General features: G+C 63.8%; 20 protein-coding genes. 9 read left to right on the plus strand and 11 right to left on the minus strand.

The genetic code is table 11. The features are described from left to right. Positions 1–233: 233 nt before the first annotated feature. From ACQPW1_RS21960 to ACQPW1_RS21985, 6 genes are all read left to right on the plus strand, one after another. Positions 234–512, plus strand: coding sequence for a hypothetical protein (locus ACQPW1_RS21960; RefSeq protein ID WP_433665302.1), 279 nt, complete (start codon positions 234–236; stop codon positions 510–512). Positions 513–721: 209 nt separating this feature from the next. Next, on the plus strand, positions 722–2,422 hold the full coding sequence (locus ACQPW1_RS21965) for a thiamine pyrophosphate-binding protein (RefSeq protein WP_433664558.1): 1,701 nt from the start codon (positions 722–724) through the stop codon (positions 2,420–2,422). Further along, positions 2,419–3,084, plus strand: a complete 666-nt coding sequence (locus ACQPW1_RS21970) for an SRPBCC family protein (RefSeq protein ID WP_433664559.1) — start codon at positions 2,419–2,421, stop codon at positions 3,082–3,084. The genes ACQPW1_RS21965 and ACQPW1_RS21970 overlap by 4 nt, the downstream gene beginning before the upstream one ends. Beyond that, entirely contained in the window at positions 3,084–4,106 is a 1,023-nt protein-coding gene (locus tag ACQPW1_RS21975) for a 3-oxoacyl-ACP synthase III family protein (RefSeq protein WP_433664560.1), read from the plus strand. The genes ACQPW1_RS21970 and ACQPW1_RS21975 overlap by 1 nt, the downstream gene beginning before the upstream one ends. Positions 4,107–4,113: 7 nt before the next feature. Then, the gene (locus ACQPW1_RS21980; protein WP_433664561.1) at positions 4,114–5,112 is read left to right on the plus strand and encodes a pyridoxal phosphate-dependent aminotransferase; all 999 of its coding nucleotides are present in this window, start codon (positions 4,114–4,116) and stop codon (positions 5,110–5,112) included. A gap of 190 nt (positions 5,113–5,302) precedes the next feature. After that, complete coding sequence (locus ACQPW1_RS21985; protein WP_433665303.1) at positions 5,303–6,250, plus strand: YihY/virulence factor BrkB family protein; 948 nt, start codon at positions 5,303–5,305, stop codon at positions 6,248–6,250. 80 nt (positions 6,251–6,330) lie between these two features. Here ACQPW1_RS21985 and ACQPW1_RS21990 read toward each other — a convergent pair whose 3' ends face one another. From ACQPW1_RS21990 to car, 4 genes are all read right to left on the minus strand, one after another. Next, positions 6,331–7,512, minus strand: a complete 1,182-nt coding sequence (locus ACQPW1_RS21990) for an AI-2E family transporter (protein ID WP_433664563.1) — start codon at positions 7,510–7,512, stop codon at positions 6,331–6,333. A gap of 205 nt (positions 7,513–7,717) precedes the next feature. Next, positions 7,718–7,885, minus strand: a complete 168-nt coding sequence (locus ACQPW1_RS21995; RefSeq protein ID WP_433664564.1) for a hypothetical protein — start codon at positions 7,883–7,885, stop codon at positions 7,718–7,720. A gap of 246 nt (positions 7,886–8,131) precedes the next feature. Then, entirely contained in the window at positions 8,132–9,709 is a 1,578-nt protein-coding gene (locus ACQPW1_RS22000; RefSeq protein WP_433665304.1) for a carboxylesterase/lipase family protein, read from the minus strand. A 194-nt stretch (positions 9,710–9,903) separates the two neighbouring features. Then, the gene (gene car / locus ACQPW1_RS22005) at positions 9,904–13,398 is read right to left on the minus strand and encodes a carboxylic acid reductase (RefSeq protein ID WP_433664565.1); all 3,495 of its coding nucleotides are present in this window, start codon (positions 13,396–13,398) and stop codon (positions 9,904–9,906) included. Positions 13,399–13,703: 305 nt separating this feature from the next. On the opposite strand from car, the gene ACQPW1_RS22010 reads away from it, so the two are divergent. After that, a complete protein-coding gene (locus ACQPW1_RS22010) occupies positions 13,704–14,156 on the plus strand; it encodes a MarR family winged helix-turn-helix transcriptional regulator (RefSeq protein ID WP_433664566.1) in 453 nt (150 codons plus the stop codon). Positions 14,157–14,158: 2 nt separating this feature from the next. Here the strand turns inward: ACQPW1_RS22010 and ACQPW1_RS22015 are convergent, their stop codons facing one another. Then, positions 14,159–14,656 (minus strand): Lrp/AsnC family transcriptional regulator, encoded by a 498-nt coding sequence (locus ACQPW1_RS22015; RefSeq protein WP_433664568.1) that lies wholly within the window; start codon positions 14,654–14,656, stop codon positions 14,159–14,161. A gap of 277 nt (positions 14,657–14,933) precedes the next feature. On the opposite strand from ACQPW1_RS22015, the gene ACQPW1_RS22020 reads away from it, so the two are divergent. After that, the gene (locus ACQPW1_RS22020) at positions 14,934–17,273 is read left to right on the plus strand and encodes a transketolase-like TK C-terminal-containing protein (protein WP_433664570.1); all 2,340 of its coding nucleotides are present in this window, start codon (positions 14,934–14,936) and stop codon (positions 17,271–17,273) included. A gap of 246 nt (positions 17,274–17,519) precedes the next feature. On the opposite strand, the gene ACQPW1_RS22025 is transcribed toward ACQPW1_RS22020, so the two are convergent. Continuing rightward, positions 17,520–18,488 (minus strand): tyrosine-type recombinase/integrase, encoded by a 969-nt coding sequence (locus ACQPW1_RS22025; protein WP_433664571.1) that lies wholly within the window; start codon positions 18,486–18,488, stop codon positions 17,520–17,522. A gap of 1,109 nt (positions 18,489–19,597) precedes the next feature. Here ACQPW1_RS22025 and ACQPW1_RS22030 point away from each other — a divergent pair. Beyond that, on the plus strand, positions 19,598–19,969 hold the full coding sequence (locus tag ACQPW1_RS22030) for a hypothetical protein (protein WP_433664572.1): 372 nt from the start codon (positions 19,598–19,600) through the stop codon (positions 19,967–19,969). A gap of 65 nt (positions 19,970–20,034) precedes the next feature. Here ACQPW1_RS22030 and ACQPW1_RS22035 read toward each other — a convergent pair whose 3' ends face one another. From ACQPW1_RS22035 to ACQPW1_RS22055, 5 genes are all read right to left on the minus strand, one after another. Next, entirely contained in the window at positions 20,035–20,469 is a 435-nt protein-coding gene (locus ACQPW1_RS22035; RefSeq protein WP_433665305.1) for a hypothetical protein, read from the minus strand. A 22-nt stretch (positions 20,470–20,491) separates the two neighbouring features. Beyond that, on the minus strand, positions 20,492–21,082 hold the full coding sequence (locus ACQPW1_RS22040) for a hypothetical protein (RefSeq protein ID WP_433664573.1): 591 nt from the start codon (positions 21,080–21,082) through the stop codon (positions 20,492–20,494). A 3-nt stretch (positions 21,083–21,085) separates the two neighbouring features. Further along, entirely contained in the window at positions 21,086–21,514 is a 429-nt protein-coding gene (locus tag ACQPW1_RS22045) for a hypothetical protein (protein ID WP_433664574.1), read from the minus strand. 482 nt (positions 21,515–21,996) lie between these two features. After that, a complete protein-coding gene (locus tag ACQPW1_RS22050; RefSeq protein ID WP_433664575.1) occupies positions 21,997–23,037 on the minus strand; it encodes a tetratricopeptide repeat protein in 1,041 nt (346 codons plus the stop codon). Beyond that, positions 23,030–24,679, minus strand: a complete 1,650-nt coding sequence (locus tag ACQPW1_RS22055; RefSeq protein WP_433664576.1) for a hypothetical protein — start codon at positions 24,677–24,679, stop codon at positions 23,030–23,032. The genes ACQPW1_RS22050 and ACQPW1_RS22055 overlap by 8 nt, the downstream gene beginning before the upstream one ends. Between the last annotated feature and the right edge of the window lie 38 nt (positions 24,680–24,717).

The raw sequence follows: 24,717 nt of genomic DNA on the forward strand, positions 1-24,717 counted from the left end.
CATGTGATCTTGATGGGGTTGAATTGCCCAGGTCACGAGTTTTTCCGGCGACGAGCGGAAAGCAGGAGACGACATGGCACGAGTCCGCAGCGATAGCTAGCGCCGTCGTGCCGGTGGTGTCGTCGAATTCTTCGGCGGCGCGATTTCTTCGATTACCGAGTCATTAGCGACCAGACCGTGATTGCTCGTGTCCGGACCCACCTCAGCCTGCGAAAAGGAGCACGAACGTGAGCATGATCCTCGCCGCGCTACACGACACCGTTCTTGCGGAGGTCGGCAATCCGACACCGGAGGCGCCGCCCCTCGCGGATAAACTTCTGCAAATGGGCCGCTACTTCACCTGGCTCGTCCAGCTATCCGGTATCACCGCCATTACTTACGGCGGCGGCCGGTTTGCGTGGGAGAAGTGGAGCGGCGGCGGTTTGCAATCGCCGAAGATGATCGCCAGCGCGATGGCGGGCGGTGCGGTGGCGACCAGCGCGGGCACCATCATGAACTCCGTTATCAGCTGATTCGGCACGACTCACTGTCACCGGCTCGGCGGGTTGATCTCGTTGAGCCGGGTTCGGTTGTGCCACAGTTGCATTGCTGCCTGGTTGAGTTGGGCATCGGACCAAGAATTGGTCGCTTGTTCAAAGTTGTTGTACAACAAGCTATTTCCTGACCGCCATGACGCAGGTCACATTGTGATGCGACGACTGTCTGAGATACATTGTGGGCGATGAATCGCACGCGATCTATCTTGGAAGCGGCGGGTGAAACTGCCGTGAACTGCCGAAAGTCCGTCGCCGACCGCATTGTCGACCTGATCGCCGAGCACAGTGACCACGTTTTCGGTGTCGGTGGCGCGAATATCGAAGACATCTACGACGCGTTGCACCGCAGTATCGCATCGATCACCGGGATCGTCGCCAAGCATGAATTCGGCGCCGCGACAATGGCCGACGGCTACGCGCGCACCACCAATCGGCTCGGTGTCGTGGCCGCCACCTCCGGCGGTGGTGCGCTGAATCTGATTGCCGCGCTGGGGGAGTCGTTCGATTCGCGAGTTCCGGTGCTGGCCTTGGTCGGGCAGCCGCCGCTCGCGCTGGAGGGGCGTGGCGCGTTTCAGGACACCAGCGGTGGCTTCGGGCGGATCGATGCGGAGCGGCTGTTCGGCTCGGTCACGCGATTCTGTGTAAAGCTCACCCGGGCCGGGGATGTCACCGCGGCGGTCACGCAGGCGATCGATGCCGCGATGGCAGGCGGTCCGGCGGTGCTGTTGCTGCCCAAGGATATTCAGACCCAGCCGGTGCTGGAACAAAGCTATGCGGTGCGGGACGGACTGCTCTCCGAGGAGAGCTGTGCCAGCGACGAGGCGCTCGCGCTCGTCGCCTCCGCCGCGGGCAATGGTCACACCGTGATTGTCGCAGGCCCCGAGGTGGCCCGCGCCGATGCCAGGGCCGAGCTCGTCATCCTGGCGAGGGCGTTGCGGGCGGTGGTGGCGGTGACACCGGATGCCAAGGACGCCTTCCCGAACGACCACCCGCTGTTCGCGGGCATCGCGGGCAGCATGGGTCATCCTCGGGTCGTCGAGCTCATCGCCGATGCCGACCTGTGCGTGTTGGTGGGCACCCCGATGCCGGTGATGGCTCGCGCCGGTCTCGAAGCGGCACTGGCGAATTGCCCGCGGGTGCTGCATATGGGTACTGACCCTGCGTTCGTGCGGACGGATGCCTGGCTGCGCGGGCCGCTTCGGCCACGGCTGGTGGAGTTGGCCTCGGCGGTAACGCCTGCGGACGCGCGATTCGAGCCGCTCCGGTCGATCGTGTCTCCCGCACAGCGTGTTCCGTCCGCCTCGGGTCCGGGTGTGCGCTACCGCGATGCGATCGAGGCGATCAACGCCAGGCTGACGCCGGGCACGGATGTGGTTGTCGACGCGGGCAATACCGGCGCGGCGGCGGTACACCACATGCCGGTGCCACCCGACGGCCGCTTTGTCATCGCCCTCGGCATGGGCGGCATGGGTTACGCGTTCGGCGCGGGTATCGGCAGCGCGCTGGGCCGTCGCCGCCGGACGTTCGTAATCGCCGGAGACGGTGCGTATTTCATGCACGGCCACGAAGTACACACCGCCGTCGAACATGACGTGCCGGTCACCTTCGTGATCTTCAACAACAACGCGCACGCGATGTGCGTGACCCGCGAACAGCTCTACTACTCCGGCGATTACACCTTCAACAGATTCGGCCCCGCGCGCATCGGTGCCGCGGTCGCCGCGATGTTCCCGCGTATTCCGGCCTACTCCACCGACACTCGCGCGGAATTCGAGGCCGCGCTGGATGCGACCAGCGCCGCGACCGGACCCGTCTTCATCGAAATCCTTTGCGACCCAGACGAAATACCACCATTCGCGCCATTCTTGAAGGAGCTCTCCGCATGACCGAACCTGCCGCGATCTCGGCCGAGCCCGTCGAGGCCCCGGAACTCGATATCCCCGGTGTCTATCGGGTCGAGAACATCAGCGTCAAAGAGGGTATGCCGATCGTCCTCGATATGACCCGCGCCGTGTACCCGCACGACGAAGTCTATGGACAGTTCTGCACCGTAAACGAATACGTCGAGGCGCCGCCGGACGAGGTATTCGAGTATCTCGCCGACACCCGCAGCCTGTGCGAATGGACCTACAGCATGCGCGGTTTCGAGCGCACCGCCGAGCCGGATCTCTGGGTATCCGACGACCGCATCGGCGAGCACACCCGCATCTACACCCGGACCGTCGCGAACGCCGCCGCCCGCACCGTCGACTACCACTGTGCCTGGGATCAGCCCGACCACCTCTGGATGATCTACCTGATGCGAGTCCTCGACGCGCAACAGGTCTTGAACAAGCCGGGATCGGTTGTCCTGTGGACCAATTGCCACCACCCGTTCTATGACGAGAACGGCTACCCGGATACCGCACCGCCCGATCGCCCGGTCTGGGTCGGCGATTTCTGGAATCTCTTCTACGCGGGTCATCTGCTGGAACTGCGCAATCTGAAGGCGATCTGCGAACACCGCCACGCCAAGGGCGAGCCGATCAAGCCGGAATGGATGAAGTGATGGGCACCGTGACCGACTCGATCAGCCTCGTCGACGTTTCCAGTTACCTCCCCAAGAACCGCGTCACCGCCGACTACTTCACCCGCTACGCGGACCCCGAGGACAACATCTCGAACGCGATGTTCAAGTCGCCGCCGTTCCGGCACCACATCGCCCCCGGCGAAACACCCGCCGATATGGTCGAACAGGCGATCGCGCCCATGCTGGAACGCCGCGGCACCGAATTCCTCGGCGAAATCGACGTTCTCATCGTGCACACCCAACTGCCCGAGATCGGCATCGTCGGCAGCGGTGGCGAGGTCGCCGCCCGACTCGGCATCAATCCGGAATGGTTGATCGACCTGCACAACGGCGGTTGCGCCGCGTTCGTCCACGGCATGAAGATCGCCAGGCAGATCCTGATGAGCAGCGCCGCACGCGCCGCGCTGATCGTGACCGTGCAGAACGTCGCCGGGCAGGTCTTCACCCAGGAGCAGGTGCGCAGCAAGCCGCAGGCCGCCATCCCCGGTGACGGCGCGGGCGTCGGGCTGCTCGTCAAGTCCGATGACTCACCGATTCTCGATATCGAGACCAGGCATCTCCCGGAATTCGCCGGGCAGATGACGGTGGTCGCCGATCCGCCGCGAAAGTACTGGGAGGCGGGCACCGGCCAGATGCACGTCGGCTTCACCGAGTCGAAGATCGCGAAAGTCCTTGCCCGCGGCAATCGCATCGTTCCGGAGGCGGCGCAGGCGGTGTGCGGGCGGATCGGCGTGCGGTCGGATGAACTGGACGTGCTGGTGACCAATCAGCCGAACCGGGCCTTCCTGCGCAACTGGCGCGACGCCCTGCAACTGCCGGTGGAACGGCATCCCGACACCTTCGACGAATGCGGAAATCTCTTCGCCGCAGGCATTCCCGTCACCTTCGACCAAGCGATACAGGCGGGCAAGGTGCCTGCTGGATCGCTGGTGATGCTCGCCGGTTTCGCCCACGCCGGGGATTTCGCCGCGGCCGCCGCGGTGCGCTGGGGCGGGCGCTGAGAGGTCGATGATTGTGCAGACTGTGCAACTCGGCCACCAACTTTCGCTCAATGAGAATCCGTACGGCCCATTGCCTTCGGTGCGGGCGGCGTTGACGGGCGCGCTGGCCGCCGCGAACCGCTACCCGGAATTCCTGCCCCGCAGGCTGCCCGGGCTGATCGCGGAACGGCTCGGCTACCCACCGGATCGCGTCGTGGTCGGCGCGGGCGCGACCGGCGTGATCATGCATATCCTGCAGGAGTTCGTCACGCCCGGCGCGGGCGTGGTGATGGCGACGCCGACCTTCGACGGCTACCCGCTGTTGACCGACACGGTCGGCGGGCGCGTCGTAGAAGTGCCCTTGACGCGGAATGGACATCAGGATCTGGCGGCGATGTCGGCTGCTGTGGACGAGCGCACGGCGGTGGTCGTGCTGTGCAGTCCGCACAACCCGACCGGCACCTGTATCGGGCACGACGCGTTCGCCGGGTTCCTCGAACGCATCGACCCGTCGGTCACGGTCGTGCTGGATGAGGCGTATATCGATTTCGTGCCACCTGGCGACCGCGTGGACACCGCCGCGCTGGTCGAGCGGCACCCCAATCTGGTGGTGATGCGCACCTTCTCCAAGGCGTACGGTCTCGCCGCGTTGCGCGTCGGCTACGCCTTCGGTTCGGCGCCGGTCATCGCCCGAATTCGCCGCTGGCAGTTGCCGTTCGGGATGACCGCCCTGGCCGAGGCGGGCGTCCGCGCCTGCTACGCCGCGGAAGACGAACTCGCCCTGCGCACCGAAACGATCACCCGCGAATGCGGCAGGCTCACCGCGGCCCTGCGCGAGCTCGGCTACCACGTGCCGACCAGCGCCGCGAACTTCGTCTACCTGTCCGGTTGCGTCCCCGCCGAACTCGACCGGCTGCGCGCGGGTTTCACCCGCGGCGGCATCCAGGTGAAACACTGCGCCACCGGTATCCGGATCACCGTGGGCGACACCGCGGCAACGGAGGCGGTCGTCTCCGCGGCACGGTGAGAAATCTGTCGGAGGCAATGCGTACAGTGTGCGTTCGCTGTGGCCGGCGTAGGTGCGAGCAGGCCATGTACACACGAATCTTGCCGCGAGCCATAGGCATCGCGGCTGGCGCTCGATCTGGGTGATACTAGGTGCAGGGGCCGTCGGCACAGAACATCGCGAGGAATGATTGGTCGGATTGATCCGCAGGATCGATAGGTTGCAACGACGTCACCGCGGGTTGGGTTTTCCGCTGGCCGTGATCTATAAGTTCGTCGACGATCAGGGCGGATACCTTGCCGCGTTGATCACCTACTACGCCTTCGTGTCGTTGTTTCCGCTGCTGTTGATTTTGACGACCGTGCTCGGCGTGCTTCTCAAAGCCGACCCGCAGCTTCAGCAGCGCATCCTCGACTCGGCGTTGAGCCAGTTTCCGGTGATCGGCGACCAGATCAGCCGCCCGGAGCGGCTCAGCGGCGGCACCGCCGGCCTGATCGCCGGAATCGGCGTTGCCGCCTTCGGCGGTCTCGGCGTTGCCGTCGCTGTGCAGAACGCGATGAACGTCGCCTGGGCGGTGCCGGTCAACCAACGCCCCAATCCGTTGATGGTCCGGGTACGCGGGCTGATCGGACTGCTCATCCTCGGTCCGCTGATCCTCGGATCGACTGTGCTGTCCCAGATCGGCGCCGCGTGGCGGATCGGCTTCGGGTTCGCCTGGCTGCTGGTGCTGGCCTCGATCGTGGTCAACGCCGGGTTGTTCGCGATCGCGTTCAAATGGGCCACCGTGCGCTCCCTGAGCTGGCGGCAGGTTGCTCCCGGCGCGGTGGTCGCTGCCGTGGCGTGGCAGCTGCTGCAGCGGTTCGGCTCGTTCTATGTCGGTCAGGTCGTGAGCCAATCCTCTGACACCAACGGCGTGTTCGCCGTGGTGCTCGGCCTCCTCGGCTTTCTCTACCTGGCCTCGTGCTCGGTCGTGCTGTGCGTGGAGATCAACGTCGTGCGGATCGACAAGCTTTATCCCCGGGCACTGTTGTCGCCATTCACTGAGAACGTCACCCTGACCACCGGGGACCGGCGCACGTACACCGATCAGGCACAGGCCCAGCGCAACAAAGACTTCGAAGACATCGCAGTGACCTTCGACCAGCCCCCCGAGAAGTGAACTGTCCATATGCCCTGCTCGCTGCCGTCAATGCGGTGCGGGGGAGTAGGGGCGGGGTCATCGCCGGCGTGCCGATGCGCTCAACGCTGATCCAGCGAGGGGAACGCGGTTTCGCGCATGATCAGCAGCAACGCGGCAGCGACGGGGATGGCGAGCAACGCACCGACGATGCCGAGCAACGCACCGCCGAGTAGGACCGCAACCACGGTAACGAGGGCCGGGACCTCCACCGACCGGCCGATGATCCGAGGAACGAGCACATAGTCCTCGATCAGCCGCAGCGCGATGAAGAAGATCACCGTTGCGATGGTGACCGGCACCGAAACCGTCAGCGCGACAAGCGCGACGATCACCCCGGCCACGGTGGATCCGACGACTGGAATCAGGTCGAGCACCGCAACTAGGACGGCAAGCAGCAGGGGATAGGGGACGTCGAAGAACAGCAACCAGATGAAGGTGAGGACCGCGGTGATCAGGGAGATGATCAGGTTGCCCAGAATGTAGCCGCCGACTTTGACGAAGATCTCGTCGCCGATGAGGATGGCGCGCGGTCGGCGCGAACGGGGAAGAAGCCGGTAGATCGACGCACGGACCTGGCTGAAGTTCGCCATGAAGTACCCGGTGAGCACCGCGACGATGACGGTGCCGCTGATGATGGAGAACGCCAGTCGGCCGGCGCCGAGGACGCCGTCGGTCACCACGGACGAGTTCGAATCCAGGGTCTTTTGCAGCTTGTCCTGCAGATGGAAGCGCTCGTCGAGGTTGTCGATGACCGGATAGCGCTGACGCAGGTGCTGAAGATAGTCCGGCGCGTTATGTGCCAGGGCGCCGCCCTGATGCACCAGCGGTGGGATGGCGGCGGCGAGGAATCCGGCGAACAGGCCGAGCCCGACCAAGAACACCAATGTGACTGCCGCCCACCGCGGGAACCACGGACGAACCAGCCAGGAAACCACCGGCTCCATGCCGATGGCCAGGAACAATGCGATAACGACCAGGACAAGCACCTGAGTCACGGCGAGGACGGCTTGGATGGTGCCGTAGGCGACCGCCACGCCGAACGCGCCCATCAGTCCGATCATGAACGGTGAGGACCGGTCGAATTGGCGACCCGGCCGCCCGAGCGGATGATCTTCGGTGCTGGCTCGCGCCGCCGCCGCTTCCGCGGCGATGATTGGTTCCCCCTCGTCGGCCGAGTGCGGTTGCGCGATCATCTCGCTATGGCCCTGACTCGCGGCTTGCACATTTTCCTTGTCGGCCATTGCTTTTCACCTCGCTGATCCCCACCGGCCACCATGCCGGGTGCATCGGCGCAGGTGGGCTTCGGGCGAACTACCCTGGGGCGATCGGTTGAAACGGCATCGGATCGCAACATCTGGATTGCCGACCAGCTTGGTGCGCAACGGTTCGATGTTGTCGTATCTTGCTCGGCCTCAATGGCGCCGAGCGGCTCGCGCAGGAAGCTCGTTACGAACCTTCGGCGTCGTGCAGGCTGACCCCTGTGCTCGTCTCGACGTCGGCGAAGAACCGGTCAGCCGCCACCGAGCCCAGCGCCCGCAGGCGACGCGCGTTGTCATACACATTGCCCGACAGCATCTTTCGTTCCCGCAGCTCACCGTACACGGCTTCGCACAACGGATCCCCGACCAGGTTCCAGGCCTCGACGTCGACGCGATCGGTATCTCATATCCCGGCACCGCCGCCTTGTTCCGCGCGCGACGAACGCGCGCCCCGAGGTCTGTGGCGCTGTGAAAAGACGACGTGTGCGTGTGAGTCATTGTCTGCCTTCCTCGGCGCCATCGGCGCGAGAGTCCTATTGGAAAGCCTTTGGTGGTCGCGGTGCCGATGCCGCGACCGCCAATGCGTCGCTCGGCTGCGCTGTCACTGGGATGCGATCGTCGCCCTGAGGTCGCAGTTGTGTTCGGCTGCAACGTTTCCGGTGGTGAGGGTGCCGGGTTTGAGGATGAGGGCGGTGTTGTTGTTGTGTTGTGGCCAGGTCGGCTGTCCTGGTGTGTTCGGATCGCCGGTGCGCACGAATGCGGCCCAGTAGTGGATCATTTGATCCGAGAGCTTCTGCTGGGCCGGGCTCGCCGGGGGTGTTCCGAAGTTGGTGTCGAACAGGTAGGGCAGCTCGAAGGCATGTGCGGCGCCGAGCGGGAACGGTGGCGGAGCGGGCATGCCTTTGAATGGCGCGGCGTTGGGGTCGGCGAACTCGTAGGCGTAGACCGGCGCCGAACGGGACAGGGAGGTTGACATGTCGGCGTTCGGGCAGACGATGGCGTAGTCGGTCATCGCCGCCGAGAAGGCCAGCACCGGTTGGTCGTAGTTGGTCAGTGGGTAGCGTGCGGCGATCGCCTCGGCATTCGGACCGAAGATTTGCGCCAACTGCTGCGAGTACTGCTCGCCGGTCATGGGGTGCTGGGCGAGTGGTCCGCTGACGGCAAAGAAGGTGAATTCGTCGTGATTGGTCCCGATCAGCACCGGCACCTTCGCGGCTTTGCCAGCACGAAAGCCGCTGGTCGGCTCTGGCAGCAGGGGTTGGCCGGTGACCGGGCCGGGAACACGCGATCCGGCGGGTCCGGCGTATTCCAATGGAGTGGTCATCAGTCTGTCGGCAGGCAGTCCGCGCAGGCACTGAGCGACGGCGGTGGCATCGCCGCCTGGGCATCCGACGGTGTTGGCGTACTCCTCGCTTCGGGTGACCGCGGTCGTCCGATCCGCCTGAAGTTCGCATGGCCCGCTTTCCAGGATCGCGCCGCGGAACAACCCCTCCGACGCCGGCGAGGCCAGATGGTCACAGACCGACATCGCGCCCGCGGATTCACCGGCGATGGTCACCTTGGTGGGATCGCCGCCGAACGCGGCAATGTTGTCACGCACCCACCGCAATGCGGCCTGCTGGTCCAGTAGCCCGAAATTGCCGACTTGCCCGTCGGGTTGTGCCAATCCTGGATGTGCCAGAAAGCCCGGGGCACCCAGCCGGTAGTTGATGCTCACGGCGATCATGTCACCGGCGGCTACCAGTTTCGAGGGGTCGAACCAGCTACCGCTGCCGGTTTGGAAACCGCCGCCATGAATCCACACCAGCACCGGCCGCTGCCGGTCGGCTGGGCCGCGTGGTGTCGTGACATTCAGATACAGGCAATCCTCGCTGCCCGACAACGTGCCCGCCGGGCCGCTCGTTGCGGGTTGCAGACAGTCGGCACCGATATTGGTCGCATCCCGCACTTGTGACCATGCCTGCGGGGGCATCGGCAGCTTCCACCGCAAGTCGCCGACTGGTGCGGCGGCGTAGGGGATACCGGAGAACTGGCGTTTGTCCGTGGTGACCACGCCGCGCACCGAACCCGATGCGGTCGCTACCACCGCGTTGTCGGACTCTGATGGCTGTGCCTTGTTAACGCCACACCCGCTGAGTGAACCGGCCAGCAATGCGATCACCGCTGTCGCCACGAGCATCCCGCGGCGGCGGACGGGTTGATGTCCTGACCGTGGTGTCCGTACGTGCGCGCGAAACCTTTTGTCAGTAAACATTTGTCATCCTCCTCAGGATTTGTATCCCGGTCCGCACAAGGACCGGAGAAGGCTAGAAGGGCCGCGAATACGGCACGAGCCGCTGTACTTTGCGAATCCTTCGCGGGTACTGCGATTGCTCACAAAAGGTTTCGCTGGTGCAAGTCGGCGACGTACTTCTCGATCAAGGCACGCGACAGGTGCGGGATATCGCGGTCGGGACCGATGCCCGCGGCCTGCACCGCGGTCTGGAAGGCCTTGGCGGGCAAGGCCATCTCCGCGTTGGGAGCCGCCGGTCGGCGGTAGGCGTCCAGTAGCGGCAGGACCGATGCCTGACGCTGCCGCTCGGGGAGCGCATGCAGGGCCGTGCTGAGGCGGGACAGCCATTCGTCGTGGGCGTCGAGGCGCCGGATGGGGTGTCCGGCGTCGATGAGCCAGTCCACGAAGGTGTCCAGCGAGATGCCGTCGTCGTGTGGGTTGAGCACGTCGAAGGTGTGGTGGCCGGAACTGATCGCGCCGAGGGTGGTGATGGCGGTAGCGGTGAAATCGACCGGCAGGCCCTCGTAGTGGGCCCATTGGCGGTCACCGTCGGAATCGAGCTCGTAGAACGACTTCGGCGCGACGCCGGTGATCAACAGGCTCAGCAGCAGCCGGGTGAACATGTCGGTGACGTTCAGCTGACCCGCGTAGTAGCTGTGGGCCAGGATCATGTCCGATCGGAACACCGCGACCGGCAGGCCGTAGTGCTCGTTGGCTTCGCGCAGCAGCACCTCACCGGCCCATTTGCTGTTGCCGTAGCCGTTGGCGTAGCTGTCGTCGAGGACGCGGGTCGGGCTCATGTCCCGGATATCACCCTCCTCGGTGAAGAACCGCGGATTGATCTGGTTGGCCACCGCGACCGACGACAGGAAGGTCACGGGCTTTTTGCGTTCGGTAAGCGCCAGCCGGATGATCTCGGCAGTGCCGACCACATTGGGCCCGAACAACTGCTCGTAGGGGAGGACGTGATTGACCAAAGCCGCAGGATGCACGATCAGATCGACTACGCCCGCGAGTCGATGCCAATCCTGTTGTGTCAAACCGAGATCCGCGGGCCCGACGTCACCGGCGAGGACCTCCAGGGTGTCCTCGGCCAGACTTCGGTAGCGCCGCAGCAGTTCGGGATCGCCGCTGTCGAAGACGGCGTCGAGACGCTTGCGGGCGGCGGTAGCGTCCCTGCCGCGCACCAGGCAGATCAATCGGCCGCCCGAATCATGTAGTCGCTCCAGCCATTCCAGGCACAGGAACCGGCCCAGATAGCCGTTGGCTCCAGTCAGTAGCACGGTGCGGGCCGGAGTATCCGCATCCGGAACCGTCGCCGCGACGGCCAGGGTGGCGGGATCAACGAATTTGTCGAGGGTCAGGTCTGCGGCGCAGATGGTCACGCCGTGGCCGTGCACGGATGTGACGGTGGGTCGGTGCTCTTCCGAATCACGTTGTGCCTCGATGTAATTCGCTATTCCCCGCAGATCGGTGGCGGCGCTGACGATGATGTTGACCGGCACCTCGATATCAAAGATCTCGCCGAGCAGGTTCGACAGCGACAGTGCTGAAAGTGAATCTCCGCCCGGTTCAGTGAAGTACGCGTCAGATTGCAACGCGGTCGCGGAGATGCCGAGCACGGCTTGCACGGCACGGGTGACGGCCTCGGTGACCGGTAGTGTTCGCCCTTCGTGGCGCAAGGTCGTCAGCTCAGCGGCCTGCCGGTGATCCAGTTCGTCATAGCGCCGCTCGAGCCGGTCGCTGTAGCGTTCTTTCAGCTTGGGACGCAACAGCTTTCCAATACCCGACAACAATCCGTTGTCGACGCTGAACGGTTCGGTCTCGACGATCAGATCACGAGGGATCTCGTAGGAGTTCAGTTGCGCGTCCCTGGCGACCCGCTGCAATGAAGCCGAGATCGCCGCTTTCAATTCAGCGGCGGCAGGGTGCTCAGCCTGCGCGTCGGGGGTCGGGACGACCACCGCCAGCAGATAGGAACGCTCGACGCTACCGTAGTCATAGATCTGCCGGACCAGCGAGCTTCCGATAAACAGCGCCTCCAGTTTCGACACCGCCACGAATTCACCCTGCGACAGCTTCACCACGTTCTTGCTGCGATCGACATACACCAGCCGATCGGGTGCGATTTCGGCCATCACGTCACCGGTGCGGTAGAAGCCGTCCGGGTCGAAGATCTCGGCGTTGAGCTCGGGGCGTTTGTAGTAGCCCGGGATCTGGGTGTCGACCTTGATCAGCAGTTCGCCACGCGGGTACGGCTGATCGGTGCGGAAGTAGCCGAGCTCGGGCACGTCCACGAGCCGGTAATCGAGCACTGGCGGCCGTCGAACCACTGTGTCGAGGATGTTTTCCCCGCCGGTTTCGGTCGTGCCGTACCCGTCGTACAACGGAACGTCCAGCACGGACTCCATGAACTCCCGCAGCTCGGCCGAAATCGGCGCACTGCCGGTCACGGCAAGCAGTATGCGTCCACCCAGAACCTGTTCGCGCAGTTCGGCTTTTACCTGTTGCGTGATCTCGCTGGGCTCCCCGTCGGTGGCCCGCCGCGCGAGATCGCCGCAGAACCGCTGATAGATCAGCTCGCTGACCCGAGGAACGAAGAACACCTTGCTCGGACGCACAAGGGCGAGATCATCGAATATTGTCGACATGTCGCTGCGGGCCGCGAAATAGAGTGTCCCGCCGCCGACCAGCGTGGCCGCCAACGACATTCGACCAGCCACGTGGCTCATGGGCATATAGCACAGCTCGATGGTCGGCAGCGGATTCCCGCAGCCGTGCCGCCACAGTTCGGCCACGAGCCGGTCGGTGTACATCGCCCCTTTGGGCGTACCGGTGCTGCCGGAGGTGTAGATGATCAATGCGAGATCGTCTTCGCGGGCTGTAGTGTGCAGCGGCGGAGCGGGTAGCTGTCGTCCGAGTACCAACATTTCGCCGAGAGTCGCGACTCGAATCGGTGCATCGGCAAGGTCGCGGTGGGCGGCGTCGAGCGCGGCACGGTGGTCGTCGTCGGCGTCCTGGTAGTCGAACACGATCAGCCACCGCACCGAGTCGGCCTCCCGCGCCAATCGCACTGCGGCGGAGAGATTCTCGATGTCGGATGCCAAGGCTTTCGGTTCGGTCTCGGCGACAATTGCGCTCAGCTGCGCCGCGGAAGCGCCGGCCTGTAGCGGCACAGACACCGCGCCCAGATAAGCGCACGCCAGATCCAGAGTGAGGTAGTCGATGCTGGCGAATCCGAGCGTCGCCACGAAATCCCCTGCCCGTAGCGGTATTTCGGAGTCGTGATGCCAGGCTCCGGCAACCGAGCCGATACGCCGCCACGGCTGCCGATAGGTGATGGTGTCGAACCACGGCAGCGGTCGCGCGTGCCGTCGCCCGGCGTCGTCGGCGACGAACGCCACCGCACGCTGGCCGAGCGCCGGTCGATCGGCGTAGCCGTACATGACGGTCTTCAAAATCTCCGCGAACGGAACCCCGTCATGGTCGATCGCTGCCAGGATCACCGGATTCGGCGCGGCCGCGGCCAGTTGGGGATCATCGGCGATCGGTGCGTCGATTCGCCGATTCAGGTCCTCATTTCGGTTGCTGTTCATCGTGGTCTCCTCACGTCGAGAACGTTCGATCTGTGGTGTGGATTCGGTGGAGCCAGCGCGGGAATGGGTTCAATTAATACTTGTACAGACAGTATGTATACATATTATCTGTGTACGGTGTGTTTTGAGATCGAGATCACGAACCGCGTGATGGCCTGGTCGAACACCTCTGTTGGTGCTGCCGACTCGTTGACTCGGGGCTCGGGGTACTCCTGGTCAAATCTCGCGAGCTCGGGCACGCTGATCGGCGTGTCGGCCGCATGATAGGTGTGCATATGATTAGTAGGCGTATTAAAGTCGGGGGTGTGCCCGCCCCTAAGCGACTGGTTGCGCCTGACCCCCGTGAGATCACCTACCATGTGATGCGCCAGATCCTGCAGGAGCACACCGCGGTGTGGAATTCGCGGATTCCGGATCTGACGAAACCGCAGCTGGTGGTCATGACGGCATTGGCTCGCAATCCGGGTATCGACCAGGTCACCACCTCACGGCTAGCCCTGGTCGACACCGCGACCCTGGGCGGGGTAGTGCTGCGCCTGGAGAAGCGGGGCCTGATCGCACGCGACCCCGATCCCGAAGATCGGCGCCGCTATCTGCTCCGGCTTACCGACGAAGGAAAAGCCACACTTCGTTCGGCCGGAAAGAAGGCCCTGAAGCTGGATGCCGAGCTATTGGCCCGCCTCGAACCAGACGAGCAACAACAGCTGTTCGACCTGTTGACCAAGCTCTCGACGCCCCGCCCGGCCGAGACGAAATAAGTTCAACTGCTTGCCCCATTGCCCCGGTCGGTGATCGGCTCGATCAGGGGCGAGAGTCGGTAATCGACGAGTTCGCGCATGACCAGGGCCGTGTTGGTGCGCTTGACCCCTTTGATCCCGAGGATGACGCCGGCGACTCGGTAGAGATCGTCCGCATCGCGGGCGACCACCTGGATCAACAGATCGGCGATGCCGCTGAGGCCGTGTACCTCGACGACCTCCGGGACCGCGTCGAGAGCGGCGGCGACCTCGCTGAGTCGTCGCTGCTTGACATTCGTCAAGACGAAGGCGCGGAGCGGGTATCCGAGGAAGGCCGGTTCGACTCGACGCTCGAATGAGGAGAGCACGCCGGATTGATCCCAGCGGCTCAGTCGCGCTTGCACGGTATTTCGGGAGATCCCGGTGCGGTCGGCCAGCACTACTGTCGGCGCCCGCGGATCCTTGCGCAGCGCCAGCAGCAGGCGCGCGTCGATCTCGTCGGCGGTGGTCCTGCTTGTCATATTGCTGACCTCTCCAGGAGCGCAGTCGTCAGGCGGCGTGCATTCTGATCAAAATCGACATCATCGATTGCGCGATTCTTAGAGCAATGCTGGACTGTGTTGCAGTTCTGCACAACCGGGACGTGACTTGGTGGTCGGTGAACCCGAGCACCCGACGACATGGTCTTCGCAGCCGGGAACATCAGCCCCGCGCCGCGAAATGCCACGTCCATCGTCGTATCGGCCGACTTGCGCCAGGGACCACCTGCCGCTCGTGATCGCCTACCAGGAAGTCGCCATGACCGCGCCCATCTCCCGCACATCCGCCGACGCGCGAACTGCGATCGGTGGCTCGCCCGACGTTCTCGAAGAAGTTCAACGGTCGGTCTTGTGGCTGTCGACCGCGATCGTGCACCACGCGAACCGCGTTCGTGCCAATCCCTCCGGGCTCAAAGTCGGTGGGCACCAGGCTTCGTGCGCGTCGATGGTGTCGATCATGACCTCGCTGTGGTTCGAGCAACTGCGCCCGGGTGACCGGGTGTCGGTCAAGCCGCATGCCTCGCCGGTCCTGCACGCGATCAACTATCTGCTCGGTGAACTCGACGAGAAGTATCTGACGACCTTGCGTGAGTTCGGTGGCTTGCAGTCCTACCCGAGCCGGTCCAAGGATCCCGATCCGGTGGATTACTCCACCGGATCCGTGGGAATCGGTGCGACCGCACCGATCTGGGGTGCCGTCGCCCGTAGATATGTGAATGCGGCGATCGGCGATGCTGGAACCGGCCGGCAATATTCGTTGGTCGGTGACGCGGAGCTGGACGAGGGTGCGGTGTGGGAGGCGATCCTGGACCCCTCGGTCGCCGAACTCGGTGAGATCGTCTGGATCATCGACCTGAATCGGCAATCGCTGGATCGGGTAGTCCCCAACATCGCCGCCGGTCGGCTCGAAAAGATGTTCGCGGCGGCAGGTTGGCAGGTGCTGACGGTCCGCTTCGGCAGACTTCTCGAGGCACTGTTCGAGCGACCTGGCGGTGCTGCCTTGCAGTCTCGGATCCTGGAGATGGCCAATCCCGAGTATCAGCGCCTGCTGCGCTGTGACGTGGACGAGCTCCGTGTGCGCCTGCCAGGCGCCAGTGCCCAGGCTTCGGCAATCGGTGAACTGATCGCGAAACTCGACGACCACACACTGACTCAGGCGATTCGGAATCTAGGCGGTCACGATCTCGACGCGCTGCGGGCGGCGTACGCACAGATCGACGACACCCGCCCGACAGTGATCATCGCGTACACGATCAAGGGGTATGGGCTGCCGACACAAGGACACCCCCAGAATCACTCCTCGCTGCTGACTGTCGACCAATTTCATGAGCTGGCAACAACTCTCGGGATGGACGCCGATCAGCCGTGGGACAGGTTCGATGACCGAAGCGATGCGGGGAAATTGTGCGAGACCGTCGGTCAACGGTTGCGCAGGCAACGGCCGGCGCCGGTCACCAGGCCGTCGGTGCCGACCGACTTCGGACGTAGTCCGTCGGGGATAGCGACAACCCAGGCCGCTTTGGGCCGAGCCCTGCTCGATCTGTCTCGTCAAGCTCCCGAGGCCGCCAAGCGGGTTGTCACGGTGAGCCCCGATGTCAGTTCCAGCACCAACCTCGCCGGTTGGCTGAACAAGGTCGGCGTGTGGTCACCGAATGAACGCCACGATTGGTTCGGCGATGACGCCGAAACGATCATGCATTGGCGGGAGAAGCCGACCGGCCAGCACATGGAGCTGGGGATAGCCGAGACCAACCTTGTCGGTCTGATGGGCGAGCTGGGCGCGACCTGGAGCCGGTGGGGCCAACCACTTTTCCCGATCGGAGTCCTCTACGACCCATTCGTTGAACGAGCGCTCGAACCGTGGTCCTACGGCATCTACGCCGGGGGACAGTCGATTCTGGTCGGCACCCCTTCCGGTGTCAGTTTGGCCGGTGAGGGTGGTGCGCATCAGTCGATCAAAACTCCGTCGATCGGGCTCGAACAACCAGGATGTGTCAGTTATGAGCCCGCCTTCGCGATCGACGTGGAATGGATGCTGCTCGAGGCCATTTCGCGACTCGGCCGACCCGATGGCAGCTCCACGTACCTGCGGCTGTCGACGCGGCCGGTCAGTCAAGCCCTCGCCGCGATCCCGGCCGATCCCACCGCCCGCGAACGGCGCCGCAGGCAGGTGATCGCAGGCGCCTATCTCCTGCGTCACGTCGAGAGTCCCGCGGTCACTCTGGTCGGTATGGGGGCCATGACCTCCGAGGTTCTCACCGCCGCGGACCGTCTCGCCGCGATGGGTACCCGCGCCGACGTCGTGTGTGTGACGAGTCCGGGCCTGTTGTTCGAAGCCTTGCAGGCGCGTCGCGGGCTCGGCGATGGGCCGACCTGGATTCTCGATCAAGTCTTCGGGACCGAACGCGCGGCACCCATGGTGACGGTCCTCGATGGCCATCCCCACACGCTCGCGTTCCTGGCCACGATCAACCACGTGCGCTGTATGTCATTGGGCGTCAGCAAGTTCGGTCAAGCCGGATCTCTCGAGGACGTCTACCGCTACCACGGCATCGACACCGACGCCGTCGTGCGTGCGGCCCTGGATCTGACCGACTGACGTCCCCGAAGTTGCGATCGACCCAGCGCAGGGACGCGGCGTGACGCAAGTCGGCCGGATGCCACAGGTGGCCGCGCTGCCACTGCGAGTGTTCGGATCACCGTGGGCGACACCGCGGCAACGGAGGCGGTCGTCTCCGCGGCACGGTGAGAAATCTGTCGGAGGCAATGCGTACAGTGCAGGTATGCCCGGAAGGCTCACTTTGCGGCAAGTTCGCGACAAATGAGTGGTTCATAGCGTGCAACATTACGCTCGGGTGCCTCCTGTTTCGTGTCGGGGTGCCAGCGGGTGTCGGCCATTGCGGGCCAGTGGATGGGGTTCACCGGTGAGCGCCGCCAGGGCCTCGGCCAGCTCCACCACGGAGGGACGAACGTACGTGAAGGTTGTCGCACTGCGTGCTGATGTGTGTTCGCTGTGGCCGGCGTAGGCACGGGCGATAGCAAGGCCGAACTCGCGTTCGACCCACGTCACCGTGGTGTGACGGATCCAATGTGCGCTGACCTGTAGGGACGCGGCCCATGGCAGGTGCGCGCGGATACGGGCGAACAGCGTGTCATAACGGCGCCGGGACAGCGGATGACCTTTGCGATACCGCAGCACCCGCGTTGTCGTATCTCGGCCACCGCGTTCGCTGACGTGACGCAGCAGGTGCGTCATCAGGGTTGGCGAGATGGGGTGCCAGCGCATGATTCCGCCTTTCTCGTGGAGCTTGACCAGGCAATCTTCGACGTCCAAGTCGCCTACCTCGAGGCGTAAGACCGCTGCTCGACGGCAGGCCGTCTCGATATGGAGGCGAACGATGAGCGCGTCGAGCGCTGGATCGTTCCCTGTCGTGGCGGCAACGTGTGCCAGCTCGTGGATTTGTACGACGGTTAGCGCGTGTCGTAGCCCCGGCAGGGGTGGAGGCTTTTCAACCAGCGCGGCCGGATTGTCGAAAGGAAATATGAGTCGATCGCGCTCGGCGTGTCTGTACAGGCACCGGAAGGCAGCGACGAAGTTTCCGACTGCTGCGCGGCCGTCCCGGGAATTGGCCCTGACCACGGCATTGCGTTGATGGTCGTGAACCATCTGCTCGATCTCGGTGGCGGAGGGGTCGTCGAGGGCCCTTGTGGTCCAATCTCGTTCGATGATTCGCCAGTAGGTGTTGTACACGGTGGCCGTTGATTTCGGTACCGCTGCTCGTACTCGGGGGATGTACTCGCCGAATGTCGGCATCGTCGCGGTGGACCCTGCGCTTGCCGAGGTCAGGTCTTCGAGAGTGAGTCCCATCCTGGCGATGAGATGGAGTGCGGTACTGAGGTCGTCGGACTTCAACGGTCCGCTAACCACAGGTTTGGACAATGGGCCCACAGTGCCGCTGACACGGAGGGCATCGGGTAGACGACAAGCAAGTCTCGTGGCGGTGAGGCGATCAACAGGACCCGCTGGTTGCAGGCGAGATTGCAAGCATTGCGAACGGCGGTCGGCAATCGGAGATATCCAGCTGGGCTTACCATCACGCCGCTGTCGGCTGCACGTGATACGACGGCAACGCATTCGTACGTATCGACCGAGACCCGCTGGCCAGGATGCCACCCTAGCGCTTGCACTGCCGACCGCTCGCCCAGGCGACCCCGAACATCGATAGACGTTGTGGCGCAATGAATATCGCCAACCGGCGTGTCCGAGATCGTCGGCGGAAATTCGAACGTGACACCCGGGAGGTCGGCGTCGTGCCCCTTGGATTCGTATAGACCGTCGAAGCTGATCGCCATCACGCCACGCCGTCGCTCAGTATTGGAGATCGAAACGTGCAGTGCGTCGAGACAACAAGGGCCGCCGGTGAACAACGTGGATACGATGGCGTCGGTTGGCCGGTATCTCGAGTGAGAGGAATGCGGAGAGGCATGGGGGACCGCTTTCTCTGCCGTCTCGCCTGATTCTCCCTAGTCCATGAAACCTGATTTTCGGCGTTCATGCCACCGCAGGGGTTCAGACGCTTCTGCCTCGTCGATCCCGTGATCGCAGATCAGTGGTTGTGGTGGCGATGGAAGTGACATTCACCTCTTGCCCGCGTTCTTCCTGGCGAAGACAAGCCGACATCGTCGCCGACCTCTCCTACGCTGGGGTGGCACCAGAGGGCTTGCCGCCATCAGTGAACGATTGGTCCCCATTGTCGAAGCTGCGGAGAACAGCGGCCACGCTGGGATCAGAGCATTGGCCTATGAGCAGGCCGAGCAATCGTTGCAGATGGTCCGGCGGACCCTGCGCTGCAACTGGTCGCGGCCGGATTAGAAAGCGTCGCGGCATGCAACCCTGAGCGGAACGCCAGTGTCTATGCGCTGATGCAGCAGGTCAACGATCTGACGCAGCAACGAGTTTTCACCGAGATACTTGCGCTGGTTCCACGGATGCGCGTCATGGATACCTCCGTGTATGACCGAGTGACCTTTGACGCCATCGAGGTGGTCGCCCAACTCCACACTGGCGGATATAAAACGGCAACAAGGGGTTTGGACACACTGCTCGATCTTGAGCCGACTGGCAATCATCTTGCGCTGCAACTCCGGTTCGGACTGATGAAGATTGCCGAAGCTCTCCACGAAGTGCTGCAGAGATCCGAGCCTCCGGTAGCGCTGCGTGACTATCTGGATCGGACTGTCGGTCGCGTCCGAGAATTGGGCTGGCACAGCTGCGACCCCAGTGCTGAGGTGTAAAGCCGCCGGCGCGGGGGATCCGTGGTGGCAGACCCGGTCGCCGCATGGCAGCGACCGGCCGGTACTCAGTAGCTGTTTGCCGCCGAGGGAGGGGCGTCGGTGCGCAGTGGGTGGGGTTGTTGGGTGAGTGTTGCTAGGGCTGTGGTGATTTCGTAGAGGTTGGCTTTGACGTAGGTGGCGGTGGTGCCGTGGGTTCGGGTGTGGTGGCCGGCGTAGGCGCGGGCGGTGGCGTAGCCGAAGGCGCGTTCGACCCAGGTGAGAGTGGTGTGTCGAAGCCAGTGGGTGGTGACGCGTTGGGCCGCGACCCACGGGAGATGGCGGCCGAGGCGGTCCCAGAGGTGGTCGTAGCGGCGGCGGGTGATGGGTTTACCACTGCGGTAGCGCAGGAGTTGACCGTCGGGTGGGCTGCCGCGTTGTGCTGCGTGGTGCAGTAGGTGGGCCATGAGGGTGGGGGAGACCGGCTGCCAGCGGTCGATGTTGTTCTTCTCGCGCAGCAGGATAAGGGACTGGTGTGGGTCGAGGTCACACGGTCAGTAGGTTCAGGGCGCCGCTGCGGCGGCAGGCGGTTTCGATGTGTAAGCGCAGCAGTAGGGTGTCGAGTTCGCGGTCGTCGCCGGTGATGGAGGTGACGTGGCAGATCTCGGCCAGGCGTGGTGAGGGGATCGCTTGCCGGTGAGACGGCGGCCGGGTGGGCATGGCGAGGCTGCGGGCGGGGTTGCGGGTGGGGTGGACCCAGTTGTTGTCTTCGGCATAGCGATACAGGCAGCGCACGGCGCTGATGAAGTGTTGTTTGGCGCTGGCACCGTTGCGGGTACCGCGGGTGGTTCTACTGTCCGCCTGGACCTGTCTTGCTCGTTCGTCGAGTTCGGCTTTGGACACTTCATCCAGGTGTCGTTGGGGCCAATTGTTTTCGAGCCAGCGCAGGTGGGTGTTGTAGGTGCGCAGGGTGCCTGGGGTGAGGGTGGTGCGCAGTTTCGGGATCGCCTCGCTGAAGGTGGGTGCTGGATGGCTGTCGGTGAGGAGCTCGGCGGGTGTGATGCCGATCTGCGACAACAGGATTCGGGTGGTGGCGATGGCGGCGGGGTCCGCGACGCTGCGGACTGGTGTCGTCATCTCCTATAACGCCCGGTTTCGCGGCTGCCCGAAAACGGCGTGTAGTGCCGGTGGTGGGTAGATGGCGAGTTGCTGATCGGTGGGGTGGGCGACGAGCAGGGCTTTGTCGCCGACGTTGAGGTCGGCGATGCGTCGCTGCCGAAACGGAACCCGGAAATGGTGGTTCGCGCTCACGTGCGTTTCGCCGTACTCGCTGGGGTGGACGAGCACGGCACCGTCAGGGCGGCAGCTGATATCGAGTCGGGTGCCGGCGGGCCAATCCAATGCGGCGAGTAGGTGTTTGTCGTGGATGCGTCCGGCATCGCCGACGGGGCACATGCCGTAGACGATGTCGTGTGTGATCGGTTGCGCGACTGGTGGTGGTGTGGTGCGTAGGGTTTCGATCAGTTCGTCTATCGGTGTCAGGGGTGGGATCGCTGGTGGGATCAGCACGGCGCGCGCCTTGGTGCGGTGGTGGCGCTGCGGTGGAATGCGTTCTGGTGCGGTTGTGGGTGTGTGCTGGTGTTGTGGTGTGACGGGGTGCGCCAAATGCTGCCTCCGGGGTGAGGCACTCGACCGCACGGCCCGGGTGCGGTCAGCCGCACCGTCGGGTGCGCGAACGATGACGGCGCATTCGACCACGCTGCCCCCGCGTGTCGTTTTATCTGTCCGTTGGGAGGCGAGCTGGTGTAGGTCTAGTCGGTATCGATGATGAAGTAGCGGGCGCCGCGAGTTTCTGCAAAGAGCGTGATCGGGGCGGCCTCAGTGATGGCGCGTGCCGCCGAATTAGGGAGCCCACCGGTTTCGTGAGATCGAGCGGCTGCGGAGTAACTGACTTTCCCCGAGTTCCGTAATACGGTGTCGGACAATAGAATTCTCTACTGCGGTATTTGCTGGGCATAGGCGCGGTGCGCACACGAGTGAGGGTGACGCGGTCAGGAAGGCAGTCGCCGTAAATCTTCGGGAAACCCGTACTTCTCGGCCGCTCGCATTGCCTTTGCGGTTGTCTGTTCGGTGGCCGCCTGGTCGCCACACAGATTGTGTAGCCGTGCGAGATTCACCAGAGCGGCGATGTAGCTGCGCCAATCACCCAGGTCGGCGTATCCGGCGATGGCAATGCTCAGATATCCGAGAGCCGCGTCGTATTCGCCAAGCTCCTGATGGGCGACGGCGAGGTTGGTCAGGGTTTGCACACCGATGTGGGGATCGAGGGCCGAGTCCCCGTCCATCTGCAGGACGCGTTCGAAATTATGGATCGCTACGCGAGGGTGCCCGGCGGACAGTTGTGCCATGCCGATCCCGCCGATGGCGGCCGCGCTGCCGCTCGCATCGCCGAGTTCCTGGAACAGGCGATAGCATTCGAGGTGCATGTCTTGGGACTGCTGCGGTTCATTGCGGGAAAGCAACGCTGCGGCAAGGCCGTGTGTGGCCGCCGCGTAGTTTCGGGTGTCGTTGTCACGCAGCAACTCCCGGGCGTCGCGAAAGTGCTGCTCGGCGGCCGAGTCGTTGTTCTGCAAGGCAAGATTTCCGAGATTGTTCAGGACGAGCGCGCGATCGTGGTCATCGCGTGCGCTCTCGATCGCCTCGTGGTACTTCTCGTCGGCCTTTTGCCACTCACCTTGCTCTTGGTAGAGCGCGCCTATCTGGCATTGAACGATTGAATCGAGCGGTATTCCGGCTTGTTGGAATGCTTTCAAGCTGGCTTCGTAGGCTTCAATGGCGGACTGCTTCTTACCAATTCGATCGAGAAGCCAGCCTTCGGCATAGCGCGCTACTCCAGTTTCATGCTCCTGGGCATCGATTCGAGTCCGTAAGGCATGTGCGAGCTTCCGGCAGAGTTCGAACTCGCCATTCTGGCGAAGTTGGCTGAACTTCGTGGCCCAGACTTCGAGGCCGACCATGGACTTACCGTCGAGCAACCGCCGGAAGTATTCGATGAACATGTCCAGTTGCACATCGAGTGCTTGGTCATCCACTCGGGACACCGCCCTTTCTACCGAAATACGCTGTGAGAGAGCCTTCGAGCTCCTCGAACCGGGTACTGTCGGAGAATCGCAAGCGCACCTGGAGCAACTCTCTGATCTTGTCGTGCAGCACGACACCGTGAGGATGGCGGGAGACAAACGATTGCGCTTCGATCGCCTCGTACAGGGTTCGCGCATCCGATGGACCGGCTCCGGTCAGCTCGCGAATGATCTCCGGATTGATCCATGGTGCGATCGAACAGGTGACGATCGTGTCGCGCACACCTTCGACCTTGACCTTATTCAGAATTCGATACAGCAGACCGTCGGCGATTGTGTCGCGATCGGCGTCGCTGGTCAGTTCCCCGATGGCCTCCCACCCGCCTGCTATGGATGCCAGCACCCGCACCAAGAACAGCAGTAATGGGTATCCGCCGGTTACCCGGTAAACCGCCTGCAGCGCAGTTGAATCGGTAAGCCCGTAGTGACGCAGATAGTTCTTGGCGTCGGGCGCGGACAGCTCCAGCAGCTTCTGAACCTGCAAGATGTCGCCGTGTTCGACCCAATCGTTGTTGGCCTGGACGAGATGATCGCGTCCCAGGATGACCAGACGCACGTATTCTGGGAGACTGGGCACGACCTCCCTGCAGATCCATTCGTCCCAATGCCCGACATCTTCGTAGGTGTCTAGCAGCAACGTCGTAGCACCGACGTCGGCGTTCTCGATCGCACCCAACCCGTCACAGAATGCATCGACGAGGGTCTGCCGAACTCTGTTGCGATAGTTCTTGAAAGCTATCCGGTTCGCCAGGGCCGCACGCAATGCAGGCGATGCACCCTCGTCCGCGCCGGGCAGGTGGAGGCCCTCGCGCGGCCACCCGGTCGGACCGTAGAGGTCAGCGAACTTACCGACGCTGCGCACCGTGGCTTCGGCCAGATCGTAATCGCGCAGAGCGATACGGAACGATTCCAGCTCCGGCCGGTCGATGCTCGCAGCGAGCGTGCCCAGTATCTCTGCACCCATATGCGGTTGTCCCGGCTCGGAGCCACGCAGGTCCGCGACATCGGCGTAGCCGAGTAACGAGCCCCCTGCTTCGCCGAACTGGATGAACTTCTGGAAGACAACGGATTTACCGATGCCGCCCGGCCCGTAGATATTGATCACCCGGCTGTGGGTATGCCCCGCCTGAAATGCCGCGAACTCCTCTATTTCGGCACCGCGACCGACAATGAAGCCCTTCGGTTTCCGATTCGCCGAGGTTGGTATCCGAGCCGGAATCTGCAACGCGACATCGCGTTTCGGCTCGGTTCGACGATTCGGCTTCGCCACGTCGCCGGTCGTGGCGGCCTTGCTGAACGCGTGCCGGATGGCCTCCTCGCCGAATTCGAGGCACTGGCACCCAACCGTTAGGCGCAGGGCCTTCACCTGCTCCGACGACTTGGGCATCTGTGTCCCGTTGGACCAAGCGCTGAGTGCACTCCGGCTGCCGCTCACCCGATGGGTATTCGTCAGCTCTGCAGCCACCTCTTTGATTGTCTTCGTTGGCCGGTGCCGCTTGCTGAGATAGTGCTTGACGATGTCTGCGACGGTCCGAGTGGACGTCACATGGACCTCCGGTGATGCGCTGCTGGTATGCGAGGGATCGCCGCTCATGGTAGCCAATGGCTCGCCGGGGTAGTCGGTCTTCGCAC

This window comes from Nocardia sp. CA-128927 (genome assembly GCF_050955855.1).
Taxonomy (GTDB): domain Bacteria; phylum Actinomycetota; class Actinomycetes; order Mycobacteriales; family Mycobacteriaceae; genus Nocardia.